The sequence below is a fragment of the Thermosynechococcus sp. genome (genome assembly GCF_025999095.1).
In the GTDB taxonomy this organism is placed as follows: Bacteria; Cyanobacteriota; Cyanobacteriia; order Thermosynechococcales; family Thermosynechococcaceae; genus Thermosynechococcus.
This window is the reverse complement of record NZ_AP024678.1, coordinates 174,342-194,937: the sequence shown is the minus strand read 5'-3', so window position 1 is coordinate 194,937 and position 20,596 is coordinate 174,342. Positions and strand designations below refer to the sequence as shown.

Sequence of the window (20,596 nt, the reverse complement as noted above, 5' to 3'; positions counted from 1 at the left end):
CCCAGCAGTATGTCAGGATCAAAATCACCAAATGCTGATGTAATCCTATGACGGACGCCCAATACGGGACGAACCTACCCCCTTTTATTTTTCACAACCAATTCCGAGGCTGGATGGAAGTCTATGCGCCAGTGTTACGCTATGAAACCTACCTCAACAACCATCAAGACTGGTTCCATCGTTGTGCCCACCCCATGAAAGCAGAGCCGGTGGGCAAGCATGGCTACATTCTCACCATTGGTCGCTACGGTTCCCATGGCTATGAAGTGGAACCTAAAATTGGACTGCACCTGCTGCCCCAAGAGCAGGGGGTCTATCGCATTGAAACAATTCCTGTGCCCGAGCAGCCGTTTTTGAACTACGAGGTGAATTTTCAAGCGGCAATGGCCTTGGTACCGATGCGCGCCAACCCCACAACGGATAGGGACCTGCTGGCCTTGAACATCCTTGACTACACCCGGGTGAATTGGGAATTGGATTTGCGGGTGGAAATGTACTTTCCGCGGTTTATCTACCGTTTGCCCCATGGTCTGATTCAGGGGACAGGTAACCGCGTCTTGGCTCAAATTGTCCGCCAAGTGTCCTACCGCCTAACGGCAAAAGTCCAAGACGACTTCCACAAAACCATTGGCCTGGACATAGGCCAACGCTGGCGACGCAAACGCTTCCATGCTGAGCGGGTGCGCACCCTTACCCCTACCCCTGCCCCAGGGCCTGATACGCCTGATGAGCCTGAGCCACCTGCTGCTTGAGTCTCGTCAGATCCGTACCCAGTTGGCTGCCCATGGCGATGGCGATCGCGCCGGCACGCCAGAGGGGCACCACATCTTCCCAACCAATGCCTCCACAGGGGATTAAGGGAATTTCAGCAAACAAGGGTCGCAAGGCCTGCAGGTAGCTCGCACCCCCCACTGCTATGATTGGAAAAATCTTCACGGCCGTTGCCCCAGATTGCCAAGCATAGAGAACTTCCGTGGGGGTCAGTGCACCCAGAATCAGAGGACAGTTGGCATCCTTGGCAAGGGGCACCACCTCTATGGCTGTATGGGGGGTCACTAAAAATTGGGCACCCGCCGCGATCGCCGCCTCCGCCATGGGTGGCGTCTGTAGGCTAGCCGCTCCGATGGTGCAGTGGGCATGGTCTTGACGCAGTTGCTGCAACACCAAAGCAGCGTCGGGAGTTGTCCAAGTCACCTCTAGGCAAGTAAAGCCCGCTTGAATATACATTTGAGCGCGGGCGATCGCTTGGACCGGATCAGGGGCACGCACCACGGCAATCAGGGGCAAAGGCTGCAGGAACTGTAACTGCGCTAACATACTCCCCTGCCCTAAAGAGTGGGAATTTTAGTGGCTGGTTCAGTGACCGTGCTGACCATTGTAGGTTGCCTGCGAATCGCAAGGAAGATGGCTTTACCAAGAACTTGTTACCTACTTTACCGTGATGCTCTCCTCTTCCCTGAAGGGGATGGGTACTCTTGCGCCGCTCTATGCCGCTCTACAAACTGAGAGCCAGCCCCCACAGCAAAACATGAAACCCAGTTTTTGGGTAACTTGGGGGTAGGGGCTTAGCAGTGGGGTAAAACCCTACGGGCAAGTGTCATGTTGCCCCTACCATTAATCTAATCAAGCTTTAAAAGCCTAGCTCGGCGCGCATCAGGTGACGGGCTGCTTTCAAGAGTTGAACGGCAGCGCGATTGCTAGCCAAGTAGGCAACATTCCCGTTTGTTTGTGGGGGTATAGTTGCACTGACAGTGGCTGGTTGAGCGAGCTGGCGGCCCTGGTTGTACAGATCGCGGATTGTGCCATTGCTACCCCTATAGTAGGCCATTTCTGCTTCGGTGCGACTTAACTCACGGCTGACGACGAAAGGAGCATCGTAGTAGCTCCGGGAAAGAAAAGCTTGCCCCGTGCGGGCTTCCACCAGGTTACGAGCGGCTTCATAAACTCGTGCGGCTGCCTTAGCTGTTTCTCTGGCGCCGAAGTAGTTGTTACTTTGCTGCTGCTGGCGCGCCGTGGCCAACAGACGATCGCCCAAACTGAGGAGTGTCGTATCGGCACCGCCGATGCCTTTGGCTCGGGTGCCTTCATATTCCGCTTTTGAGAGATCGCGAAATGCTTTTTCCGCGTCGCGCCCCACCATGGGTGGCCCACCCCAACCCGGACGGGCAAGACTAGGGGGGGCGATCGCCAGGGGGATCGCTAGGGCTGTAAGGGTAGCAACCATGAGCGGTTGTAGTCGTTGAATCTGCATGTTTTATCCTCCCTTCAACTGTTAAAAGTCATGGTTTTAATCCTGGTGTTTATTCCCCAGAACACCTCGAGAATAACCAATAAAAATGACACAAGTATGACAACTTCAGTTAGAGGCCAGGGGTAGGCTAATGCTAAAGGTTGAGCCGTGATCCTCTTGGCTGACAACAGCGATCCTGCCTTGATGCAGATCCACAATTTGGCGGACAATTGCCAGTCCTAGCCCTGAACCGTTGATGCCCCGCTGCCGCACCCGTTCATCGCGATAGAAATAATCGAAAATGTGGGGAAGGGCCGTGGCACTAATGCCCATGCCAGTATCACTGACCTCAATTACAGCAAAATGCTCTGCAACTTCCAGGCGCAGGGTAATGGTTCCACCTGCCGGTGTATAGCGGTCAGCATTGCGCAGCAAATTAAGAATCGCCTGTTTAATTAGGTCGCGATCGCCCTTAACTACTGCGGAGATTGAGGGTAGTTCAAGGTGGAACCCATGACTTGCTGTGCAGGTTTCCTGCCATTGTTGGGCAACTTGTTCCAGCAATGTTACCAATTCAAAAGATTCTGTGAAATTAGGAGATGATACTCCTTCATAACGGGCAAGAAACAATAGATCGTTGACCAGTTGCCCCATGAACTTGGCTAATGTTGCTATTTTTTCTAGCCGAAGTTGGGATTGCTCAGGGGCTTCCTGCGCCAGCAGGAGTCCCACTTGAGCATGGCTTAAAATGGCAGCAATGGGCGCCCGCAACTCATGGGAGGCATTGGCCGTAAAGCGAGCCAAGCGATCGCAGGCCGCCTCTAGGCGGCGTCCCCGTCGATCCAGTTCTTGATGAAGCTGTTGAAACCAATATATGGCTAGGCCACTACTTCCTAGTCCGACAACAACCGCCACAACAAGAACAAAGCTATTCATTCGCCGCAACGCCTCTAAGCGTTCCTGGCGTTCGAGCAAAAGCCGTTCTTCTTCCATCAAAAATGCATCAATCGCTGCATGGGCGCGATCCATCGCTTGTTTTGCCTGCTCCAGTTGCTGAGCAAGATAGTGGCGTTGTGTTGCTTCCTCTGAGAATGGATCAAGCCGAAGTGCAACATGTTGTGCCAGAATCTCGAAGACTTGTGTGACTAGGGATTTGAGCTGCTGAAAGTGTGCTAGTTGTGTAGGATTATCCCTGATCAGGTCCTCTAGATTTTCTAGGGTCAAAGGTAGCTCAGCCGCAGCACTATGATACGGCTCCAGAAAACCCGGCTGACCAGTCAGTTGATAGCCCCGTACACTGGTTTCAGCATCAATAAGGAGATTCAGTAGCTCGCGTCCTTCAATTTTCACTCGTTGCGTGTGACGCACCCAGCCCTCGTAACTAGCAATGCTGGCGCTGAACCACATCAGTATCCCCACGGTACCCAAGAGGCAGCAAACCGGCAGTGCAATGATGACTATTCCCCGCCGAGTGGGGCGCAGTTGCTGCCATCTCTGGGCCGTTAGCTGGAGTTTCTGCAGCATTTGATTATTTTTTAGGAATTGGCTTGTAAGCGGTAGCCGATGCCGTAAATTGTCTCTAGCCAATCGGCACATCCCACTTCCTCAAGACGGCGGCGCAACCGCCGAATTTGTGTACTCACCGCATTGCTCTCCGGTTGGTTATCCCACTCCCAAAGATTTAGCTCTAATTGTTCACGAGTGATCACCTGGCCTGGATGACGCAGGAAAAATTCTAAAAACTGGTATTCCCGTCTGGAGAGCAAGAGGGTGCGATCGCCCCGCTTTAGCTTCATCGAGGGCAGATCAAGGGTTAAATCGTGTAAATGCAGTTGATCTCCCAGCCATTGGGGCGATCGGCGACCAAGGGCACGCACCCGCGCTAACAATTCCATGACATCCACTGGTTTAATTAGATAGTCATCGGCGCCTGCATCGAGCCCCATCACCTTATCGGCAGTGGTGTCTTTGGCAGTAAGCAACAGAATTGGCGTGTTCTTTCCCTGTTGGCGGCACTGGGTGCACAGCTCAAGGCCGCTCACCTTAGGCAGCATCCAGTCCAAAATCAACAGGTCATAGGTTTTTTCCTGCATCAACCATTGAGCGGTTTCTCCCTCTTGCACTCCATCTACCAAATGCCCCGTATGGGAGAGTGCAGTACTCAATGGCTCTAGTTGCTCAGGATCATCTTCTACAAATAGAATCCGCATGAAAGTAACAGTGGCTGAGTCACTCTAAGAGAAAAACACTTCAAGCCATCTTTATTCAATCACCGATAAGTGTACAGCATCCCTCAGTCTCCAAACACCGAGAAAGCTACTGCCTCACATTATCAGCACTTAGCTCAAGGTTGACGCAGTTGCCATCATCAGTAACATCAGTAGATTCCTTTTCGTCAATTTCATCTACTGTAAGTCGTGTGAGTGGATCAACAGACGTTTCTCGGCTATTGATAAGGACAAGACGAGACTTCGATTTACTTTCCTGATTCTCCTCTGTAGCTTGCTCAATATTACGAGAACAACTGATCTTGGTTGTTCCTGTCGCTACCGTAGCGCTACCTCCTATTTCTGCTTTCGTTTCAGAAACAACCTGGCTAGTACTGGGGAGCTGACTAGTACTGGGAGGTTGGCTAGTACTGGGGGGCTGGCTACCACCACTAGGTGAATTTAAGATATTCAATCCACTGGTTGTAACACTATCACTGCCAACAGTACTAGTTACTGTACCAATGGCAACCAAATTCAAGCCACTATAGAGTAGGTTACCATTTATATTCGCAGCAAAAACTGCTGTTATCACAGGTGCGTTGTTCAGGTCAAAGGGGCCTGTGCCTTGCAAGCCCAGGCCACCGGCGGTGATGCCGCCGCCTGGATTCTGTTGCACACCCCCTTGGCTAATCAGGGTGAGGTTGCCGCTGCCGAGGTTGCTGGTCTTATCGAGGGTGAGTGCACCGGTGCCGCTGTCGAGAATGGCATCGTTATTGTTCGTCGTCAGGCCGGTGGTAGTTGCAATGTCACCGCCAACATTGCTCGTCACCTGACCTAGGGTGAAGCCACCAGTGGTATCGCTGAAGGTAACACCGCCAGTCACACTGGCCGCAAAGGTGGTCACATCGTTGCCGGCGTTGTTCAGGTCAAAGGGGCCTGTGCCTTGCAAGCCCAGGCCGCCGGCGGTGATGCCGCCGCCTGGATTCTGTTGCACACCCCCTTGGCTAATCAGGGTGAGGTCGCCGCTGCCGAGGTTGCTGGTCTTATCGAGGGTGAGTGCACCGGTGCCGCTGTCGAGAATGGCATCGTTATTGTTCGTCGTCAGGCCGGTGGTAGTTGCAATGTCACCGCCAACATTGCTCGTCACCTGACCTAGGGTGAAGCCACCAGTGGTATCGCTGAAGGTAACACCGCCAGTCACACTGGCCGCAAAGGTGGTCACATCGTTGCCGGCGTTGTTCAGGTCAAAGGGGCCTGTGCCTTGCAAGCCCAGGCCGCCGGCGGTGATGCCGCCGCCTGGATTCTGTTGCACACCCCCTTGGCTAATCAGGGTGAGGTTGCCGCTGCCGAGGTTGCTGGTCTTATCGAGGGTGAGTGCACCGGTGCCGCTGTCGAGAATGGCATCGTTATTGTTCGTCGTCAGGCCGGTGGTAGTTGCAATGTCACCGCCAACATTGCTCGTCACCTGACCTAGGGTGAAGCCACCAGTGGTATCGCTGAAGGTAACACCGCCAGTCACACTGGCCGCAAAGGTGGTCACATCGTTGCCGGCGTTGTTCAGGTCAAAGGGGCCTGTGCCTTGCAAGCCCAGGCCGCCGGCGGTGATGCCGCCAGTACCAGACTGCGTCACTCCACCGCCACTAATCAGGGTGAGGTTGCCGCTGCTGCCGAGGTTGCTGCTGGCATTGAGGGTGAGGGTATTCCCTGTTTCCACAATCGCATCGTTGCCGCCCGTGGTCAGGCCACCAGTGGTGATGGCGTTATCACTGCCCACGGTGCTGGTAATGCTGCCAACTACGGTTAGGTCATCAGTGTCTTTGAAGCTCAGACCGCCATTAATGTTCGCTGCCAGATTGTTGACATCGTTGCTGGCGTTGTTCAGGTCAAAGGGGCCTGTGCCTTGCAAGCCCAGGCCGCCGGCGGTGATGCCGCCAGTACCAGACTGCGTCACTCCACCGCCACTAATCAGGGTGAGGTTGCCGCTGCTGCCGAGGTTGCTGCTGGCATTGAGGGTGAGGGTATTCCCTGTTTCCACAATCGCATCGTTGCCGCCCGTGGTCAGGCCACCAGTGGTGATGGCGTTATCACTGCCCACGGTGCTGGTAATGCTGCCAACTACGGTTAGGTCATCAGTGTCTTTGAAGCTCAGACCGCCATTAATGTTCGCTGCCAGATTGTTGACATCGTTGCTGGCGTTGTTCAGGTCAAAGGGGCCTGTGCCTTGCAAGCCCAGGCCGCCGGCGGTGATGCCGCCAGTACCAGACTGCGTCACTCCACCGCCACTAATCAGGGTGAGGTTGCCGCTGCTGCCGAGGTTGCTGCTGGCATTGAGGGTGAGGGTATTCCCTGTTTCCACAATCGCATCGTTGCCGCCCGTGGTCAGGCCACCAGTGGTGATGGCGTTATCACTGCCCACGGTGCTGGTAATGCTGCCAACTACGGTTAGGTCATCAGTGTCTTTGAAGCTCAGACCGCCATTAATGTTCGCTGCCAGATTGTTGACATCGTTGCTGGCGTTGTTCAGGTCAAAGGGGCCTGTGCCTTGCAAGCCCAGGCCACCGGCGGTGATGCCGCCGCCTGCATTCTGTTGCACACCCCCTTGGCTAATCAGGGTGAGGTCGCCGCTGCCGAGGTTGCTGGCCTTATCGAGGGTGAGTGCACCGGTGCCGCTGTCGAGAATGGCATCGTTATTGTTCGTCGCCAGGCCGGTGGTGGTCTGGGTGTCATTCCCACCTGTGCCAGGGACACTGCTGTTCACCTCACCCAAGGTGAATCCATTGCCATCGCTGAAGGTAACACCGCCAGTCACACTGGCCGCAAAGGTGGTCACATCATTGCCGGCGTTGTTCAGGTCAAAGGGGCCTGTGCCTTGCAAGCCCAGGCCACCGGCGGTGATGCCGCCGCCTGCATTCTGTTGCACACCCCCTTGGCTAATCAGGGTGAGGTCGCCGCTGCCGAGGTTGCTGGCCTTATCGAGGGTGAGTGCACCGGTGCCGCTGTCGAGAATGGCATCGTTATTGTTCGTCGCCAGGCCGGTGGTGGTCTGGGTGTCATTCCCACCTGTGCCAAAGACACTGCTGTTCACCTCACCCAAGGTGAAGTCACCAGTGGTATCGCTGAAGGTAACACCGCCAGTTAACGTGGCCGCAAAGGTGGTCACATCGTTGCCGGCGTTGTTCAGGTCAAAGGGGCCTGTGCCTTGCAAGCCCAGGCCACCGGCGGTGATGCTGCCGCCTGCATTCTGTTGCACACCCCCTTGGCTAATCAGGGTGAGGTCGCCGCTGCCGAGGTTGCTGGCCTTATCGAGGGTGAGTGCACCGGTGCCGCTGTCGAGAATGGCATCGTTATTGTTCGTCGCCAGGCCGGTGGTGGTCTGGATGTCATTCCCACCTGTGCCAGGGACACTGCTGTTCACCTCACCCAAGGTGAATCCATTGCCATCGCTGAAGGTAACACCGCCAGTCACACTGGCCGCAAAGGTGGTCACATCATTGCCGGCGTTGTTCAGGTCAAAGGGGCCTGTGCCTTGCAAGCCCAGGCCACCGGCGGTGATGCTACCGGCACCAGTCTGTGTGACTCCATTGCCACTAATCAGGGTGAGGTTGCCGCTGCTGCCGAGGTTGCTGCTGGCATCGAGGGTGAGGGTATTCCCTGTTTCCACAATCGCATCGTTGCCGCCCGTGGTCAGGCCACCGGTGGTCGTGACAGTATCACTGCCCACGGTGCTGGTAATGCTGCCAACTACGGTTAGGTCATCAGTGTCTTTGAAGCTTAGACCGCCATTAATGCTCGCCGCTAGATTGTTGACATCGTTGCTGGCGTTGTTCAGGTCAAAGGGGCCTGTGCCTTGCAAGCCCAGGCCACCGGCGGTGATGCCGCCGCCTGCATTCTGTTGCACACCCCCTTGGCTAATCAGGGTGAGGTTGCCGCTGCTGCCGAGGTTGCTGCTGGCATTGAGGGTCAGGGTATTCCCTGTCTCCACAATCGCATCGTCGCCGCCCGTGGTCAGGCCACCAGTGGTGATGGCGTTATCGCTGCCCACAGTGCTGGTAATGCTGCCAACTACGGTTAGGTCATCAGTGTCTTTGAAGCTTAGACCGCCATTAATGCTCGCCGCTAGATTGTTGACATTGTTGCCGGCGTTGTTCAGGTCAAAGGTGCCTGTGCCTTGCAAGCCCAGGCCACCGGCGGTGATGCCGCCGCCTGCATTCTGTTGCACACCCCCTTGGCTAATCAGGGTGAGGTCGCCGCTGCCGAGGTTGCTGGCCTTATCGAGGGTGAGTGCACCGGTGCCGCTGTCGAGAATGGCATCGTTATTGTTCGTCGCCAGGCCGGTGGTGGTCTGGATGTCATTCCCACCTGTGCCAGGGACACTGCTGTTCACCTCACCCAAGGTGAATCCATTGCCATCGCTGAAGGTAACACCGCCAGTCACACTGGCCGCAAAGGTGGTCACATCATTGCCGGCGTTGTTCAGGTCAAAGGGGCCTGTGCCTTGCAAGCCCAGGCCACCGGCGGTGATGCTACCGGCACCAGTCTGTGTGACTCCATTGCCACTAATCAGGGTGAGGTTGCCGCTGCTGCCGAGGTTGCTGCTGGCATCGAGGGTGAGGGTATTCCCTGTTTCCACAATCGCATCGTTGCCGCCCGTGGTCAGGCCACCGGTGGTCGTGACAGTATCACTGCCCACGGTGCTGGTAATGCTGCCAACTACGGTTAGGTCATCAGTGTCTTTGAAGCTTAGACCGCCATTAATGCTCGCCGCTAGATTGTTGACATCGTTGCTGGCGTTGTTCAGGTCAAAGGGGCCTGTGCCTTGCAAGCCCAGGCCACCGGCGGTGATGCTGCCGGTACCAGTCTGTGTGACTCCATTGCCACTAATCAGGGTGAGGTTGCCGCTGCCGAGGTCGCTGCTGGCATTGAGGGTCAGGGTATTCCCTGTCTCCACAATCGCATCGTTGCCGCCCGTGGTCAGGCCACCGGTGGTCGTGACAGTATCACTGCCCACAGTGCTGGTAATGCTGCCAACTACGGTTAGGTCATCAGTGTCTTTGAAGCTTAGACCGCCATTAATGCTCGCCGCTAGATTGTTGACATCGTTGCTGGCGTTGTTCAGGTCAAAGGTGCCTGTGCCTTGCAAGCCCAGGCCACCGGCGGTGATGCTGCCGCCTGCATTCTGTTGCACACCCCCTTGGCTAATCAGGGTGAGGTTGCCGCTGTCGAGGTCGCTGGCCTTATCGAGGGTGAGTACACCGCTGCCGCTGTCGAGAATGGCATCGTTACCGCCCGTCCTCAGGCCGGTGGTGATTTCAGTTTCGATGCCAACATTGCTCGTCACCTGACCTAGGGTGAAGCCGTCGGTATCGCTGAAGGTGACCCCGCCATCCACATTGGCCGCAAAGGTGGTCACATCGTTGCTGGCATTGTTCAGGTCAAAGGTGCCTGTGCCTTCTTGCAAGCCCAGGCCGCCGGCGGTGATGCTGCCGGTACCAGTCTGTGTGACTCCATTGCCACTAATCAGGGTGAGGTTGCCACTGCCGAGGTTGCTGCTGGCATCGAGGGTTAGCAAACCACTGGGGGTGCGCAGAATGACATCAGCATTGTTAGTCGTGATGCCGTTAGCAGTTAAGGTGATCGATGAGCTGGTGCAACAACTGGGATATGTACTAACAAAAGGAATACTGACACTGCCAACCGTAAGAGCACTTTGATCTCGGTATGTAATCGCACCGGTTGAGCCAGCGGTTGCGATGGTGTTGACATTATTTGCGGGATGGTTGAGGATAAAAGTGCCGCTGCCCGATAAAAGTAAGTTAGCTGCACTAAACGGTGCTGTTTGATTGACAGCGCCTCCATTGCTGAAAAGACCTAGTGTTTGTCCACTTAAATAAATTAGTTGGTTGAGGTTAATAAAACCACCTCGCAGGCTGAGGTGTTGGTTTCGAGTGATCAGACCATTGACTGTAACTGTTCCTGTGCCATCTGCGCGGCCAAAGATGATGTGACTAAAACCAGTCGTTAAACCAAATTCTGTGGTGTTAAACGCCAGAGCAGAGTTGTCAGGCGCGGTACCAAGGATATCAATATTACGACCTACTGTATGAGGTTGGACGACTAAAATGCCGGAGCTATTTAATGTGGTGGTACCAGAAGCGGCATCAAGCTGAATCCTATCCCCAACAAGAATAATGTTGCCGCCATCCGTACTTCGAATTGTGCGTGTGTTTCCCTGTGCGCGGATACTCCGCCAAGTAGAGCCTGCAGGGACACTATTGCCATGCTCACCAATTAAACAGATATTGCCTGTATTTGTTGTGACAATAAAACCACCATCATTACCACCGCTCGCTGGCTCGCCAAACTTAATCGCATTATCCGTGGCGTTACCGCCCCGCAAAATACCAGTTAGGGTAATATTGCCTGAACCCGTTGCCGAAATCTCGGCACTGTATCTCACAGTGCCATATAGCTCTTGATGCCGTTGTAATTCTAGGCCATCCTTGTTGCCCGAACCTGCGCCTGTGCCTGACGTACCAATGTAAGTGATATTGCCTGTCCCTGTAGTTTGCACCAACGCATTCCACTGAGCGATGCCATCGTCTGTGGATCTACTTCCCTGAGCAGTGCCTGTGATTGTTATGTTACCGTTATTGTTAATAATTTGAGTTTGGCGAGGACTAGTGGTCGGTGAATTCGGAACGTCGTCATTACGTGGGCTGGTTGTAATGAAAACACCGTCGTTGTTTGACCCACTACTAGTACCAGATGCACCAGCAACACCAGTAATTGTAATGTGTCCAGCGGTATTCTCAATACGAGCACCTCGGCTCAAGTAAACACCATAGTTGTTTGTACCAGCAGGATTACCTCCTGTGCCAGTGAGGCTGATGCTGCCGCTGTTGCTAATGAGGTTGGCGTTGCCCGTTAATTGAATGCCATAGTTATTATTGAGGCTGTTACCTCCTTTGCCGCTAAGGGTTATATTGCCTGAGGTTGTTTCTATGGTAGTGGATTGAGTACCAGTGCCGCCATCAATAAAAATACCCTTGAAGTTGCCACCTCCGTTGCCATCTGCTTTTAGTGTGATGCTACCTCCACCTGTACCTCCATATGTATTTTTGATGGTTACATTGGGGTTAACAACGATATCGCGCCCTGCTTGGAGGGTGAGGTTAGTTTGTTTATTCCAAGTAATATCTACATCGCTATTGATCGTGATGGTTTGAGCAGCACCATTGGTAGATGCAGTAGTGCTAATGGTTACATTGGCACTACCTAGTTGACTGGCAATGTACGCATCATTGAATACATCTGAAGTTGTAGGCGGGTCATTTGGGCCATCTTGAATCGTGACACTACCAGGGTCGAGCAGGAGAGTACCAAATTTGCCATTAGTTGCACTCAAATCCGCAAAACCACCCATCCACAAGTGCTCTTTCCCAGATACCTCAGCAAATCCACCATCCCCGGCAATAATGCCGCCTTTAGCACTGATAAAACCCGCAAACTTCGTTGTCCCATCCGCCCACACAATCACTTCCCCACCATTGCCTTGGGTGAGGGCATTGGCTTGAAGTTGTGCCCCTGCGTCAATGAAGGTGTTTCTGGCGTTGGGTAAGGGACCTTGTCCTTGGAGACTGCCACCAATAAAAATCTGACCCCCACCAAGGTCGCCGTTGGCCGATAGATGGGCAGTGTTTCGAAGATGAATATCTTGGCCTGTTACGGTAATTTGGCCGCCATAAGTTCCATCAGCATCCAGCCGTCCGCCGATACCGACTTCACCAATGGGACCGCCAGCTAAGAGGATGCGCCCTTGGCGATTGTCAACGGTGCGTGCTTCGATGACGCCGTCAACGTTCATTACCCGATCCATGATGCGCTGAGCCGCACTTGCGGAAAGAAGGACTTGCCCGGCAGTAATGTGTCCCTGTTGGTCAATTAGGCTAGATAGTGGGCGACCATAGATGTCGGTCACTTGCTCAGCGAGATCGCTATCTACCCTGACGCTGAGGAGACCATCCCCTGTGAAGTCAAGGGTTACACCGGTACCACTCGCCAGGGCAACTTGACCTAAGCGGGCCGAAATAAGACCTGTGTTTTGAATCCCCGGCGCAATTAGGGCTACTAGCCCGCCCTCTTGAGCAGTAATACGACCCTGGTTGGTGATAGCAGCAGGGGGGGTATTGGGAAGGCTGTAAAAGCGTAGATTGTCCTGTAAAAAGTCTTGATCTTTGATGTCAAGGGTACTGGCAATGAGGCTACCCACATTGACTTGAGCGTTGGGCAAAAAGACGATGCCGTTGGGGTTAATCAAGAAGATACGACCATTGGCACTCAGTTGACCAGCAATACTTGAGGGAGTTAATCCTGTGACTCGGTTCAGCGCGGCTGCTGTTGCTCCTGGTTGGACAAAAAAGACACCTTCATTGCCGGCAATGCTAAAGCCCTCCCAGTTGATAATTGCCTTATCGCTGCTTTGGAGAATGTGGAGTTGATGGGCGGTGCTTTGGTCAAAGAAAACCTGACCATGTGTGACACTGGGATTTTGTGGCAGAGCCCTAACCACTTGGGGATTTAGGCTTCCCAGAAAAATACTTGAGAGAGTAAGACCAAATCCTTTCAGGAACACACTAAGCAGTTTTTTCATAGGGGAACAAACTCCTGTCTTTTGCTGTAGATACCCAGATTAAGACCCCCAAGCTAAGGGCTATGGTATTCTTGGCTTTAAGCTGAATTGAGGTTACCTCCTCCACCAACGCCGTTTGCGTTTCTGTACTTTAGGGCCCTGGAGATCGGCGGTATCTCTAGTAGAGCACTTCCGCCACTCCTCATGGAATCTCAGAAGTGTAGGTGAGCAGAGTTATCTCATTCCTACATTCCTAGAGGGGAGTTTATTGCTTACCTCTCCTTATACAATATACTTACCCCTACAGTCAATAGCGCATATCTACCTAGATTGACTATTGGCTAGAAACTTAATATGGGCTTAATCTGGACACTCGCCTTAAGGGACATGCGACTAACTGTTGTGTGAAGCTCGCCCCACCTGTGACCCGAGGTGGTGGTGTCTATGTCTATCTGAGGATTGAGAATCCACAGATCACACAAATAAGACCAGCTCCTAAGCAAGGTAAAAATCTAGAATACACCTTGAATCTGAAAGAATAGACGAGGACTTCGCTCAAAGTTAGGTGTAATTCGCGTGAGCGGAAGGGCAAGCTCTAGGCGAAGTTGGAGGTTAGGGTTGATTAGTTGACGCAAACCAAAACCGGTTGAAAAAGCTTCCTGACTCTGAGGTTCAACAATAGTGGGCCTTTTAAGAAATGTCTGGCCGTAGTCCACAAAGGCATAGGGTTGGCTAATAAAGTCTGTCTTGCCTAGGCGATAGCGACGGGTATTTTGCAACTCAAGGCGTAGGGCATAGCCATCATCTCCTGTAATGGCAGATTGAATGTAGGCAGATCCAAAGTTAGGGCCGCCAATTCCAAACTGCTCAGAAACCACCAGGGGAGCTGCTGCCACTTGAGCTGCACCTGTTAGGGTGACTGACCAATTTTGTGGGAAGAAGAAAATCTGGCTAACGTCAAAGTTAGCTTTGAAGGCTGCAGGAGTGGCATTCAGACGAGAGAGCGGTAAAGTGGGGGTTCCATTCAAACGAGCACCCAAGCCTGCAATGCCTTGGGAGAGCTGTATGGAAGCGCTGGTGAATCCCACCGAACTGAGATAGCTGAGTTGACTCGTGGTGCGGAATACGCGGACTCGGTCTTGATTCAGAGGAACTGGCGGCCCTAAAAATGTAGTGCTGACAGTGCTATTTAGGGCATCAAAGGAGATACTTGTGAGCAGATTCAGTTTTCTTGAGCGAATGGGGTAATAGCTGAAGCCTATGCTGCCCGCCCAAGTGGTACCTTTGATCCTGAAGGGAGCAAGATTACCTCCAGGTTGGCTTTCAGCGTAACTCAAGCTGCCTAGGAATCTGAGGCTGTTTGAATTTAAAGGAATGTTTGTATCGAAGCGACCACTTTTCAGTTCATTGAAATCAAAGGGGACTGTTGTGCTACTGAGAATAAATTGTTCACCTCGATTGAGCAGAGAGTTAAAATAGGTTCCTGCCTGAAGACGAACAGGCCCGACATTGTCAGCAGACCAATTGTTGATTGTAACAAAAGGTTGAAACGAATCTTTATTTACAGTGAGGGAAAGAATGGTTGCACCACGCTGGCTACCGGGTTCAAGGCGCCCACTTACTTGATAGCCCGCTAAATCGCTTATTAATAATAGGTTACGCTCGAGAACCTTAGCCTTGAGAGGGCGGGAGGATTGGATGCGATTGGCATAGGGCTGTAGCGGTTTGATAGCTCCTTTAGAACCTTCAAACCGTACCTCCTCGACATAGCCCTCGATGACTTCGAGGCGCACAGTACCTTCGACTACTTCCTGAGCAGGGACCAAGACACGAATCAGAAGGTAGCCTGAGCGACGGTAGTATTCACTAATTCTTTGGGCAATGGTGTAGATATCGGAAAGGCTTACCTCGCGGTTGAGCTGATCTGCGTATAGCTGTTTAAGGGTTTCGGGAGTATAGACAGTGGAACCTCTGATAATAATGTCCTTGAGAAAGAAGCGAGTTTTATCGGCATCGGCAGGTGGTTCAATTTCCTGACCCTGGGGAATGGTAATTTTGGGCTCACGAGATGGTAACGAAGGGGGTTGAAGCTCCTCAATGATGCGCTCAGGGGAAAAAGCTTGAGCGATTAATACCGCTTGGTTGTAGTTGAACGAAATAGGTGTAGGAAACATCAAAAATACCAATAGGGAGTTCATTAACTAGCCATAAGATGTTAGTACGGTTATTCTATAGAAATTATTATATGCGCTGCATTGCTGCTGCTGATTGTCAATTGTGCACTTGACAAGCTGTCATCATGCTAAATTTACTTCTTGCTTAGTTTTTGATTAGATGATCCCATTTTGAGGAGTGAAGTAGCCAGTGATTCTGAGGAAAGGGCTTGGCTTGAGCTCTAATCGGGCCGTAGGGTCGGACCAACCCGAACTCGTGCCCTGGAGAGGGGGCTGCTACGAGGGTACTAGGAAGCAGTCCTGATGTCTGCGTAAGCTTCCTTGTTGTTGCAAGACCAAAGCAGCATCGGGGGGTGTCCAAGTTACCCCTAGGCAAGGAAAACCCGCTTGAATATGAATTTCGGCGTGGCTGATTGTTTCAGCAGGACCATTAGCACACACCACAGCAATGCACCACGACAATCAAGGGCAGGCCTTGCAAAAACTCTAACTGCTGCAGCTTGGGCATGGCGTCACAACTATTCAGCAAATGGGTGGGAAGGCAGTGATAAGATGAAAACTCTTCCTATCCCTAAACTACGGTATATTGGCAGTACCCTTGCGGAGTTTTTGATGGGCGATAGCATCAAAGTCCTAAGTGAAAATCGCCAAGCGCGCTTCCAATACGAAATTCTGGAAACCTATGAATGTGGTCTCGTGTTGCTCGGCACCGAGGTAAAGTCTATTCGCGCTGGCAAGGTAAATTTACGGGATGGCTTTGCCCGCATCCGCAATGGTGAAGCGTGGTTGATGAATGTCCACATTTCGCCCCACGAAGGTACCAACCCATCCTATAACCATGAGCCCTTGCGCGATCGCAAGCTCCTTCTCCACAAGCAGGAGATCCGTAAGCTAGTGGGCAAAGTTGAACAAAAGGGGCTGACCCTTGTGCCCCTAAAGCTCTACCTGAAAAATGGTCGGGTCAAGGTCTCCCTAGGACTTGCCCGTGGTAAGAAACTCCACGACAAGCGCCAAGACCTCAAGCAACGGCAGGACAAGCGGGAAATGGAACGGGCAATGAAGCAACGCTAAGCCTAGCTTTGCGGCGTTGTTGCAGTGGGGATGTTGGTTTCGGTGCTGACGGGCTTGGCAGGAGCAGGAGCGCTGCCTGTGGCTGTTTCCCAAGTGTCATTTGTGAAATAAACATGCCCCAGCACTTGGCCTTCGTAGGTGCGCCGCGTCAGCCGCCAAGTGGGTTCCAGATGGAATTTGAGAAATTGCCCTTCCTGCATACCGTGGGTGCGGCCAATCACCATCCGCGGACCACCGCGATTGCTACTGCCAACAAGGAGCAACTCCCCATCCCTCTGTTCAATGCGCAGACTATACTGCAACCCTAAATCCTGTTGCGCTACCCGAATCGAGTAGCCATTGCTATCCGTAGCCCGACCACAAATGCCCGTAAAGTCAAACGTCGTCAACAGCGGATCAATCACCACAGGGTTACTGCCCGATTCACGCCAGCAGGGGCGAGTATCCTTCATTTGCTCCACCACCAGTAGGCGATAGCCACCGCGGGCCAGGGGCACAGCCATCACCACATAGCGGCTTTGATCTACTTCCGTTTGCGTAAACATATTGGCTTGGGCCGGCCGAGGGGCAATTGTTCCCAAACAGGCCACCACTGTCAACAAGCTCAAGCCAAGTTTTTGCCAGTATTTCATAGGGACACTCCTCAGCAACACGTGGGGATTTTGACAGCTCAGTTGAACTTACTGTTCCACTACGATCCACGCCGATGAACTATCAAAATTCTAGGCATTATTTTTCAGCCATCAATGGTGAGCCGTCAAATCGAGGCCAATCACTTGGGTATGTTGACCCCGCGCTTGGGTGATACCAATGGTGTGCTGAGCCGCTTCAATCATTGGTCGCCGCAGACTGACAACAATAAACTGCACCTGTTGGCTCTGCTGCTGAATCATTTTGGCAAGGCGCTCGACATTGGCACCATCGAGAAACATATCCACTTCATCGAAGGCATAAAACGGGGAAGGGCGATAGCGTTGTAGGGCAAAGATAAAACTGAGAGCCGTTAGGGATTTTTCACCCCCGGACATTGAGGCCAAGCGTTGGACGGGCTTACCTTTGGGATGCGCCACCAGATTCAGTCCACCAGCAAAAGGATCTTCAGGACTTTCGAGTTGCAGATAGCCATCGCCATCGGAGAGGGTGGCAAAAATCGTTTGGAAGTTCGCATTGACGGCATCAAAGGCTTCACGGAAGGACCGGTGACGCAGGGTGGTGAAGTTCTCAATCCGCAGCAAAATCTCCGTGCGCTCTGCTGCCAGAACGGCGAGTTTCTCCTGTAGCTCCTTGAGCCGTGCTTGTGTTTCCTCAAATTCCTGAATTGCCAGCATATTGACTGGTTCCATGGCGCGGAGCTGTTTTTCGAGGGCTTGGCACTGCTGTTGAATGTCCCTAAGGGAGAGGTCAGCGGGTACTGCCGGCAATGGCTGCGGCAAGGGAGGTGGCTCAATGGTACTCAATTCCTGAAGTTGTGCTTGCAGCGTGGTCAGGGTTTCGCTGGCTTTTTGGTATTGCCATTCCAGTTGCTGATAGTTCTTTTGCTGCTGCCGCAGTTGGTACTCATGGCGATCGCGATCGCCCTTGAGGTGGCCAAGGCGGGTGTCCAACTCACTCAAGGCAGTTTGCGTTCTTTGAACTTGTGTCGCTAGATCCCCAAGGGTTTGATCGAGGGCTTGCTGTTGACAGAGCATTTCCCGTTGGGCTTGGCGCAGTCGCTGAATCTCCTGCTCTGTTTGTTGTAGGTCGCGTTCCAGTTGCTCTAGTTGACGGTGGCGATCGCCCAAGGCGTGATCCACGGCTTGCAGGGCGGCCACATGCTCCGCGTGGATTTTTTCCTGGGCTTGAAGCTGTGCCTGAACCTGCTGCCACTGCTGATGGCTAGGATTGGCTTCAAGGGCATTGAGGGCAAGGCGCTCTGCAGCAAGTTCTGCCTCTAGTTGAGGAAGGCGAGCCTGTAGCTGAGTGAGTTCAGTTGCGGCGGCGGTTAACTCTTGGCTAAGGTACTGCTGCTGGCGCTCTAACTCTGCTTGCTGGCGGTTTAGGTGCTGCTGTTGTTGCTGCAGTTGCTCCCATTGCCGCTGGCGATCGCGATGGCTTTGGCGGATTTCACTCAGGGCTTGGCTCAGCTCATTCACTCTCCCTTGTTTGTGAGTGCGCTCCTGCAGCAGGCCATCTAACAGGCCTTCCAATTCCCTCAGGCGATCGCGCACCTGTTGGACTTCTGCCGACTCTTGGGGGGTGATGCCCTGATTAAAACGCAGGGTATTGGTGCGACGCTGGCTGCCCCCAGTCATTGCCCCTGAGGGTTCGAGCAAATCTCCCTCAAGCGTGACTATCCGATATTGCCCTAGGTATTGTCGCGCCGCCTCAAGGCTCTCAAAGACCAGCGTAGTGCCAAACACATAGGCAAAAATGGGGGCATATTGCGGCTCAAAGGTCACGAGATTTAACGCATAGTCAATACAGCCCGCCAAGACAATGGGGGAGAGGGGCTTGGGACGCGCCATCTTATTCAAAGGCAAAAAGGTGGCTCTACCTGCCTGCTCCCGCTTGAGGAGGGCGATCGCTGCCGCTGCGACACTGTCATCTGCCACAACAATGTTGCCCAGGCGCGCTCCAGCTGCAATTTCCAAGGCCAGTTGATAGCGGGGTTCCACTTGGCCGAGCTGTGCCACCAGCCCAAACACACCGGGGAGATCCGCACTTAAAATGAGCCGCGCTGCAAAACTGCCTTGGGTTTCCTCAACTGCTTGTTGCCGTGCTTCCAATTGATCGAGCTCCCGCTGCTTTTGGCGCTGTTCCCGCTCAAGGCGGTGATAGGTTTCTTCTGTGAGGCTCAATTGTTGCTGTGCTGTCGCGAGTTGCTGGGCGATGGTTTGCAGTTGTTGCTCCTCTTGCTTGACTGCTGCCGCAGCTTTTGTTAGAGCGTCTTGCAATTCCAATTGTTCGGCTTCTAAGGTGGTGGCCGCTTGGCGCAATTCCCCCTGCCGCTGCCGCAATTGTTGCGATCGCTCCTGCAGGCGAGACAATTCACTGCGACTGGGTTCCAGTTCATGGATCAGGGTATCAATCCGCTGCCGCCGCTGACTGTGTTCCTGAAACCAAGCTTGGGCGGCCGTATGCAACTCCTGAGCTTGCTGCCGCAGGGCCTCGAGGGCGGCTTGGCTGGTGGCAACCGCTGTAACCAAGGGGGAGCGATCGCCCCGTTGCTGTGCTAACTCTTCAGCAAGTTGCCGGTGTTGCGCCTGTTGATGGTGGTACTGGGCTTGCCGTTGCTGGAGTTGTTCTGCCAACTGTTCTTGCTGCTGTTGGTAGGCGGTTTGCTGGTGTTGACATTGGCGCTGTTGGGCATGGAGAGCCGCTAACGTTGCTTGGAGGCGGAGATACTCTTCTTCACCGAGGGCTTTCACCTGTTGATTGAGGTGTTCTAGGGCAGCGGCTGCCGTGGCCATCTCCTGTGCCTTTTGTTGCAGTTGCCCTTGGCGCTGGGTTTGCTCCTGTTGTAGGGTCTGGATCTGTGCTTGTAGTTGCACTTTTTGCTCTTCGTGGGACTGCCATTGGCGCACTAGTAGCCATTGCTCTCGCTCTTGCAGTTCCAATCGTAGGGCTTGATATTTTTCGGCGTGCAGCCGATCCCGTTGCCGGCGATCGCGCTGTTGAATCAATTCCCGCTCAACGATGCGAAAGCGTTCTTCGCGTTCCTTAACCGTATCTAATTTTTCGCGCGCTTGGGCAATCTTGCGGTCAAAATCGGCCACCCCCGCCAATTCGTCAATGATTTCCCGCCGTGCCTTGGCATTCATCGAAATAATGTCAGTGACATCCCCCTGCAAGACGACGTTATAGCCTTGGGGATAGATACAAAACGCCTGTAACTGATCGTGTAATTCATTCAGTGTGCAGGGTTGATCATTCACCGCGTAGGTCGAGGTATAGGTGCCCTGCTTAGTGACCCGCAGTCGCCGCGTTACCCGCCATTCCGTTTCGGCATCCAGTGCAAATGTCACCGTGACTCGCGTTTCAACAACACTATGGCTGCGCCGCGTTTGGCTATGGTTCACCAAATCTGGCAAGCGTTCTGCCCGCATCCCTTTGGAACCGGCAAGGCCGAGGGCAAAGAGCAAAGCATCCAAAAGGTTCGACTTCCCTGAGCCATTGGGGCCTGAAATGACCGTAAACCCTGGCCGCAGCGGAATCACAGTGGTGCCGCCAAAGGACTTAAAATTCGTGAGTTCTAACTGTTTGATGTACACAGCCAAGGAGCGTGCCTAACCGTTTCATTATG

The 20,596-nt window shown here is 53.3% G+C and carries 10 protein-coding genes; 2 read left to right on the top strand and 8 right to left on the bottom strand.

Annotated features, from left to right (window positions below; translation table 11 throughout):
* Positions 1 to 47: 47 nt before the first annotated feature.
* Positions 48 to 752, top strand: a complete 705-nt coding sequence (locus tag Q0W94_RS00920; protein WP_297759935.1) for a DUF1997 domain-containing protein — start codon at positions 48 to 50, stop codon at positions 750 to 752.
* Here Q0W94_RS00920 and Q0W94_RS00915 read toward each other — a convergent pair.
* From Q0W94_RS00915 to Q0W94_RS00890, 6 genes are all read right to left on the bottom strand, one after another.
* Positions 697 to 1,317 carry a bifunctional 4-hydroxy-2-oxoglutarate aldolase/2-dehydro-3-deoxy-phosphogluconate aldolase gene (locus Q0W94_RS00915; protein WP_297759933.1) on the bottom strand — a complete coding sequence of 207 codons (621 nt, stop codon included), beginning with the start codon at positions 1,315 to 1,317 and terminating at the stop codon, positions 697 to 699. The two genes, Q0W94_RS00920 and Q0W94_RS00915, sit on opposite strands and share 56 nt — an antisense overlap.
* A gap of 313 nt (positions 1,318 to 1,630) precedes the next feature.
* Complete coding sequence (locus Q0W94_RS00910; protein ID WP_297759931.1) at positions 1,631 to 2,251, bottom strand: hypothetical protein; 621 nt, start codon at positions 2,249 to 2,251, stop codon at positions 1,631 to 1,633.
* 105 nt (positions 2,252 to 2,356) lie between these two features.
* Positions 2,357 to 3,754, bottom strand: coding sequence for a cell wall metabolism sensor histidine kinase WalK (locus tag Q0W94_RS00905; RefSeq protein ID WP_297759929.1), 1,398 nt, complete (start codon positions 3,752 to 3,754; stop codon positions 2,357 to 2,359).
* A gap of 11 nt (positions 3,755 to 3,765) precedes the next feature.
* The gene (gene rppA, locus Q0W94_RS00900; RefSeq protein ID WP_297759927.1) at positions 3,766 to 4,440 is read right to left on the bottom strand and encodes a two-component system response regulator RppA; all 675 of its coding nucleotides are present in this window, start codon (positions 4,438 to 4,440) and stop codon (positions 3,766 to 3,768) included.
* 106 nt (positions 4,441 to 4,546) lie between these two features.
* Positions 4,547 to 13,009: an S-layer family protein gene (locus Q0W94_RS00895; RefSeq protein ID WP_297759925.1), complete on the bottom strand. Its 8,463-nt coding sequence runs from the start codon at positions 13,007 to 13,009 to the stop codon at positions 4,547 to 4,549.
* A 572-nt stretch (positions 13,010 to 13,581) separates the two neighbouring features.
* Positions 13,582 to 15,267: a ShlB/FhaC/HecB family hemolysin secretion/activation protein gene (locus Q0W94_RS00890; protein WP_297759923.1), complete on the bottom strand. Its 1,686-nt coding sequence runs from the start codon at positions 15,265 to 15,267 to the stop codon at positions 13,582 to 13,584.
* Between the two features lie 588 nt (positions 15,268 to 15,855).
* Here Q0W94_RS00890 and smpB point away from each other — a divergent pair.
* Positions 15,856 to 16,314, top strand: coding sequence for an SsrA-binding protein SmpB (gene smpB, locus Q0W94_RS00885; RefSeq protein ID WP_297762453.1), 459 nt, complete (start codon positions 15,856 to 15,858; stop codon positions 16,312 to 16,314).
* 2 nt (positions 16,315 to 16,316) lie between these two features.
* Here smpB and Q0W94_RS00880 read toward each other — a convergent pair whose 3' ends face one another.
* Both Q0W94_RS00880 and smc read right to left on the bottom strand, forming a co-directional pair.
* Complete coding sequence (locus Q0W94_RS00880; protein WP_297759921.1) at positions 16,317 to 16,946, bottom strand: DUF3747 domain-containing protein; 630 nt, start codon at positions 16,944 to 16,946, stop codon at positions 16,317 to 16,319.
* Between the two features lie 111 nt (positions 16,947 to 17,057).
* On the bottom strand, positions 17,058 to 20,564 hold the full coding sequence (gene smc, locus Q0W94_RS00875) for a chromosome segregation protein SMC (RefSeq protein ID WP_297762451.1): 3,507 nt from the start codon (positions 20,562 to 20,564) through the stop codon (positions 17,058 to 17,060).
* Positions 20,565 to 20,596: the final 32 nt, after the last annotated feature.

Excerpts from the sequence above, each read along its gene's own strand:
- Q0W94_RS00920 (WP_297759935.1), top strand. The coding sequence starts at position 48 with ATGACGGACGCCCAATACGGGACGAACCTACCCCCTTTTATTTTTCAC.
- Q0W94_RS00915 (WP_297759933.1), bottom strand. The coding sequence starts at position 1,317 with ATGTTAGCGCAGTTACAGTTCCTGCAGCCTTTGCCCCTGATTGCCGTG.
- Q0W94_RS00910 (WP_297759931.1), bottom strand. The coding sequence starts at position 2,251 with ATGCAGATTCAACGACTACAACCGCTCATGGTTGCTACCCTTACAGCC.
- Q0W94_RS00905 (WP_297759929.1), bottom strand. The coding sequence starts at position 3,754 with ATGCTGCAGAAACTCCAGCTAACGGCCCAGAGATGGCAGCAACTGCGC.
- rppA (WP_297759927.1), bottom strand. The coding sequence starts at position 4,440 with ATGCGGATTCTATTTGTAGAAGATGATCCTGAGCAACTAGAGCCATTG.
- Q0W94_RS00890 (WP_297759923.1), bottom strand. The coding sequence starts at position 15,267 with ATGAACTCCCTATTGGTATTTTTGATGTTTCCTACACCTATTTCGTTC.
- smpB (WP_297762453.1), top strand. The coding sequence starts at position 15,856 with ATGGGCGATAGCATCAAAGTCCTAAGTGAAAATCGCCAAGCGCGCTTC.
- Q0W94_RS00880 (WP_297759921.1), bottom strand. The coding sequence starts at position 16,946 with ATGAAATACTGGCAAAAACTTGGCTTGAGCTTGTTGACAGTGGTGGCC.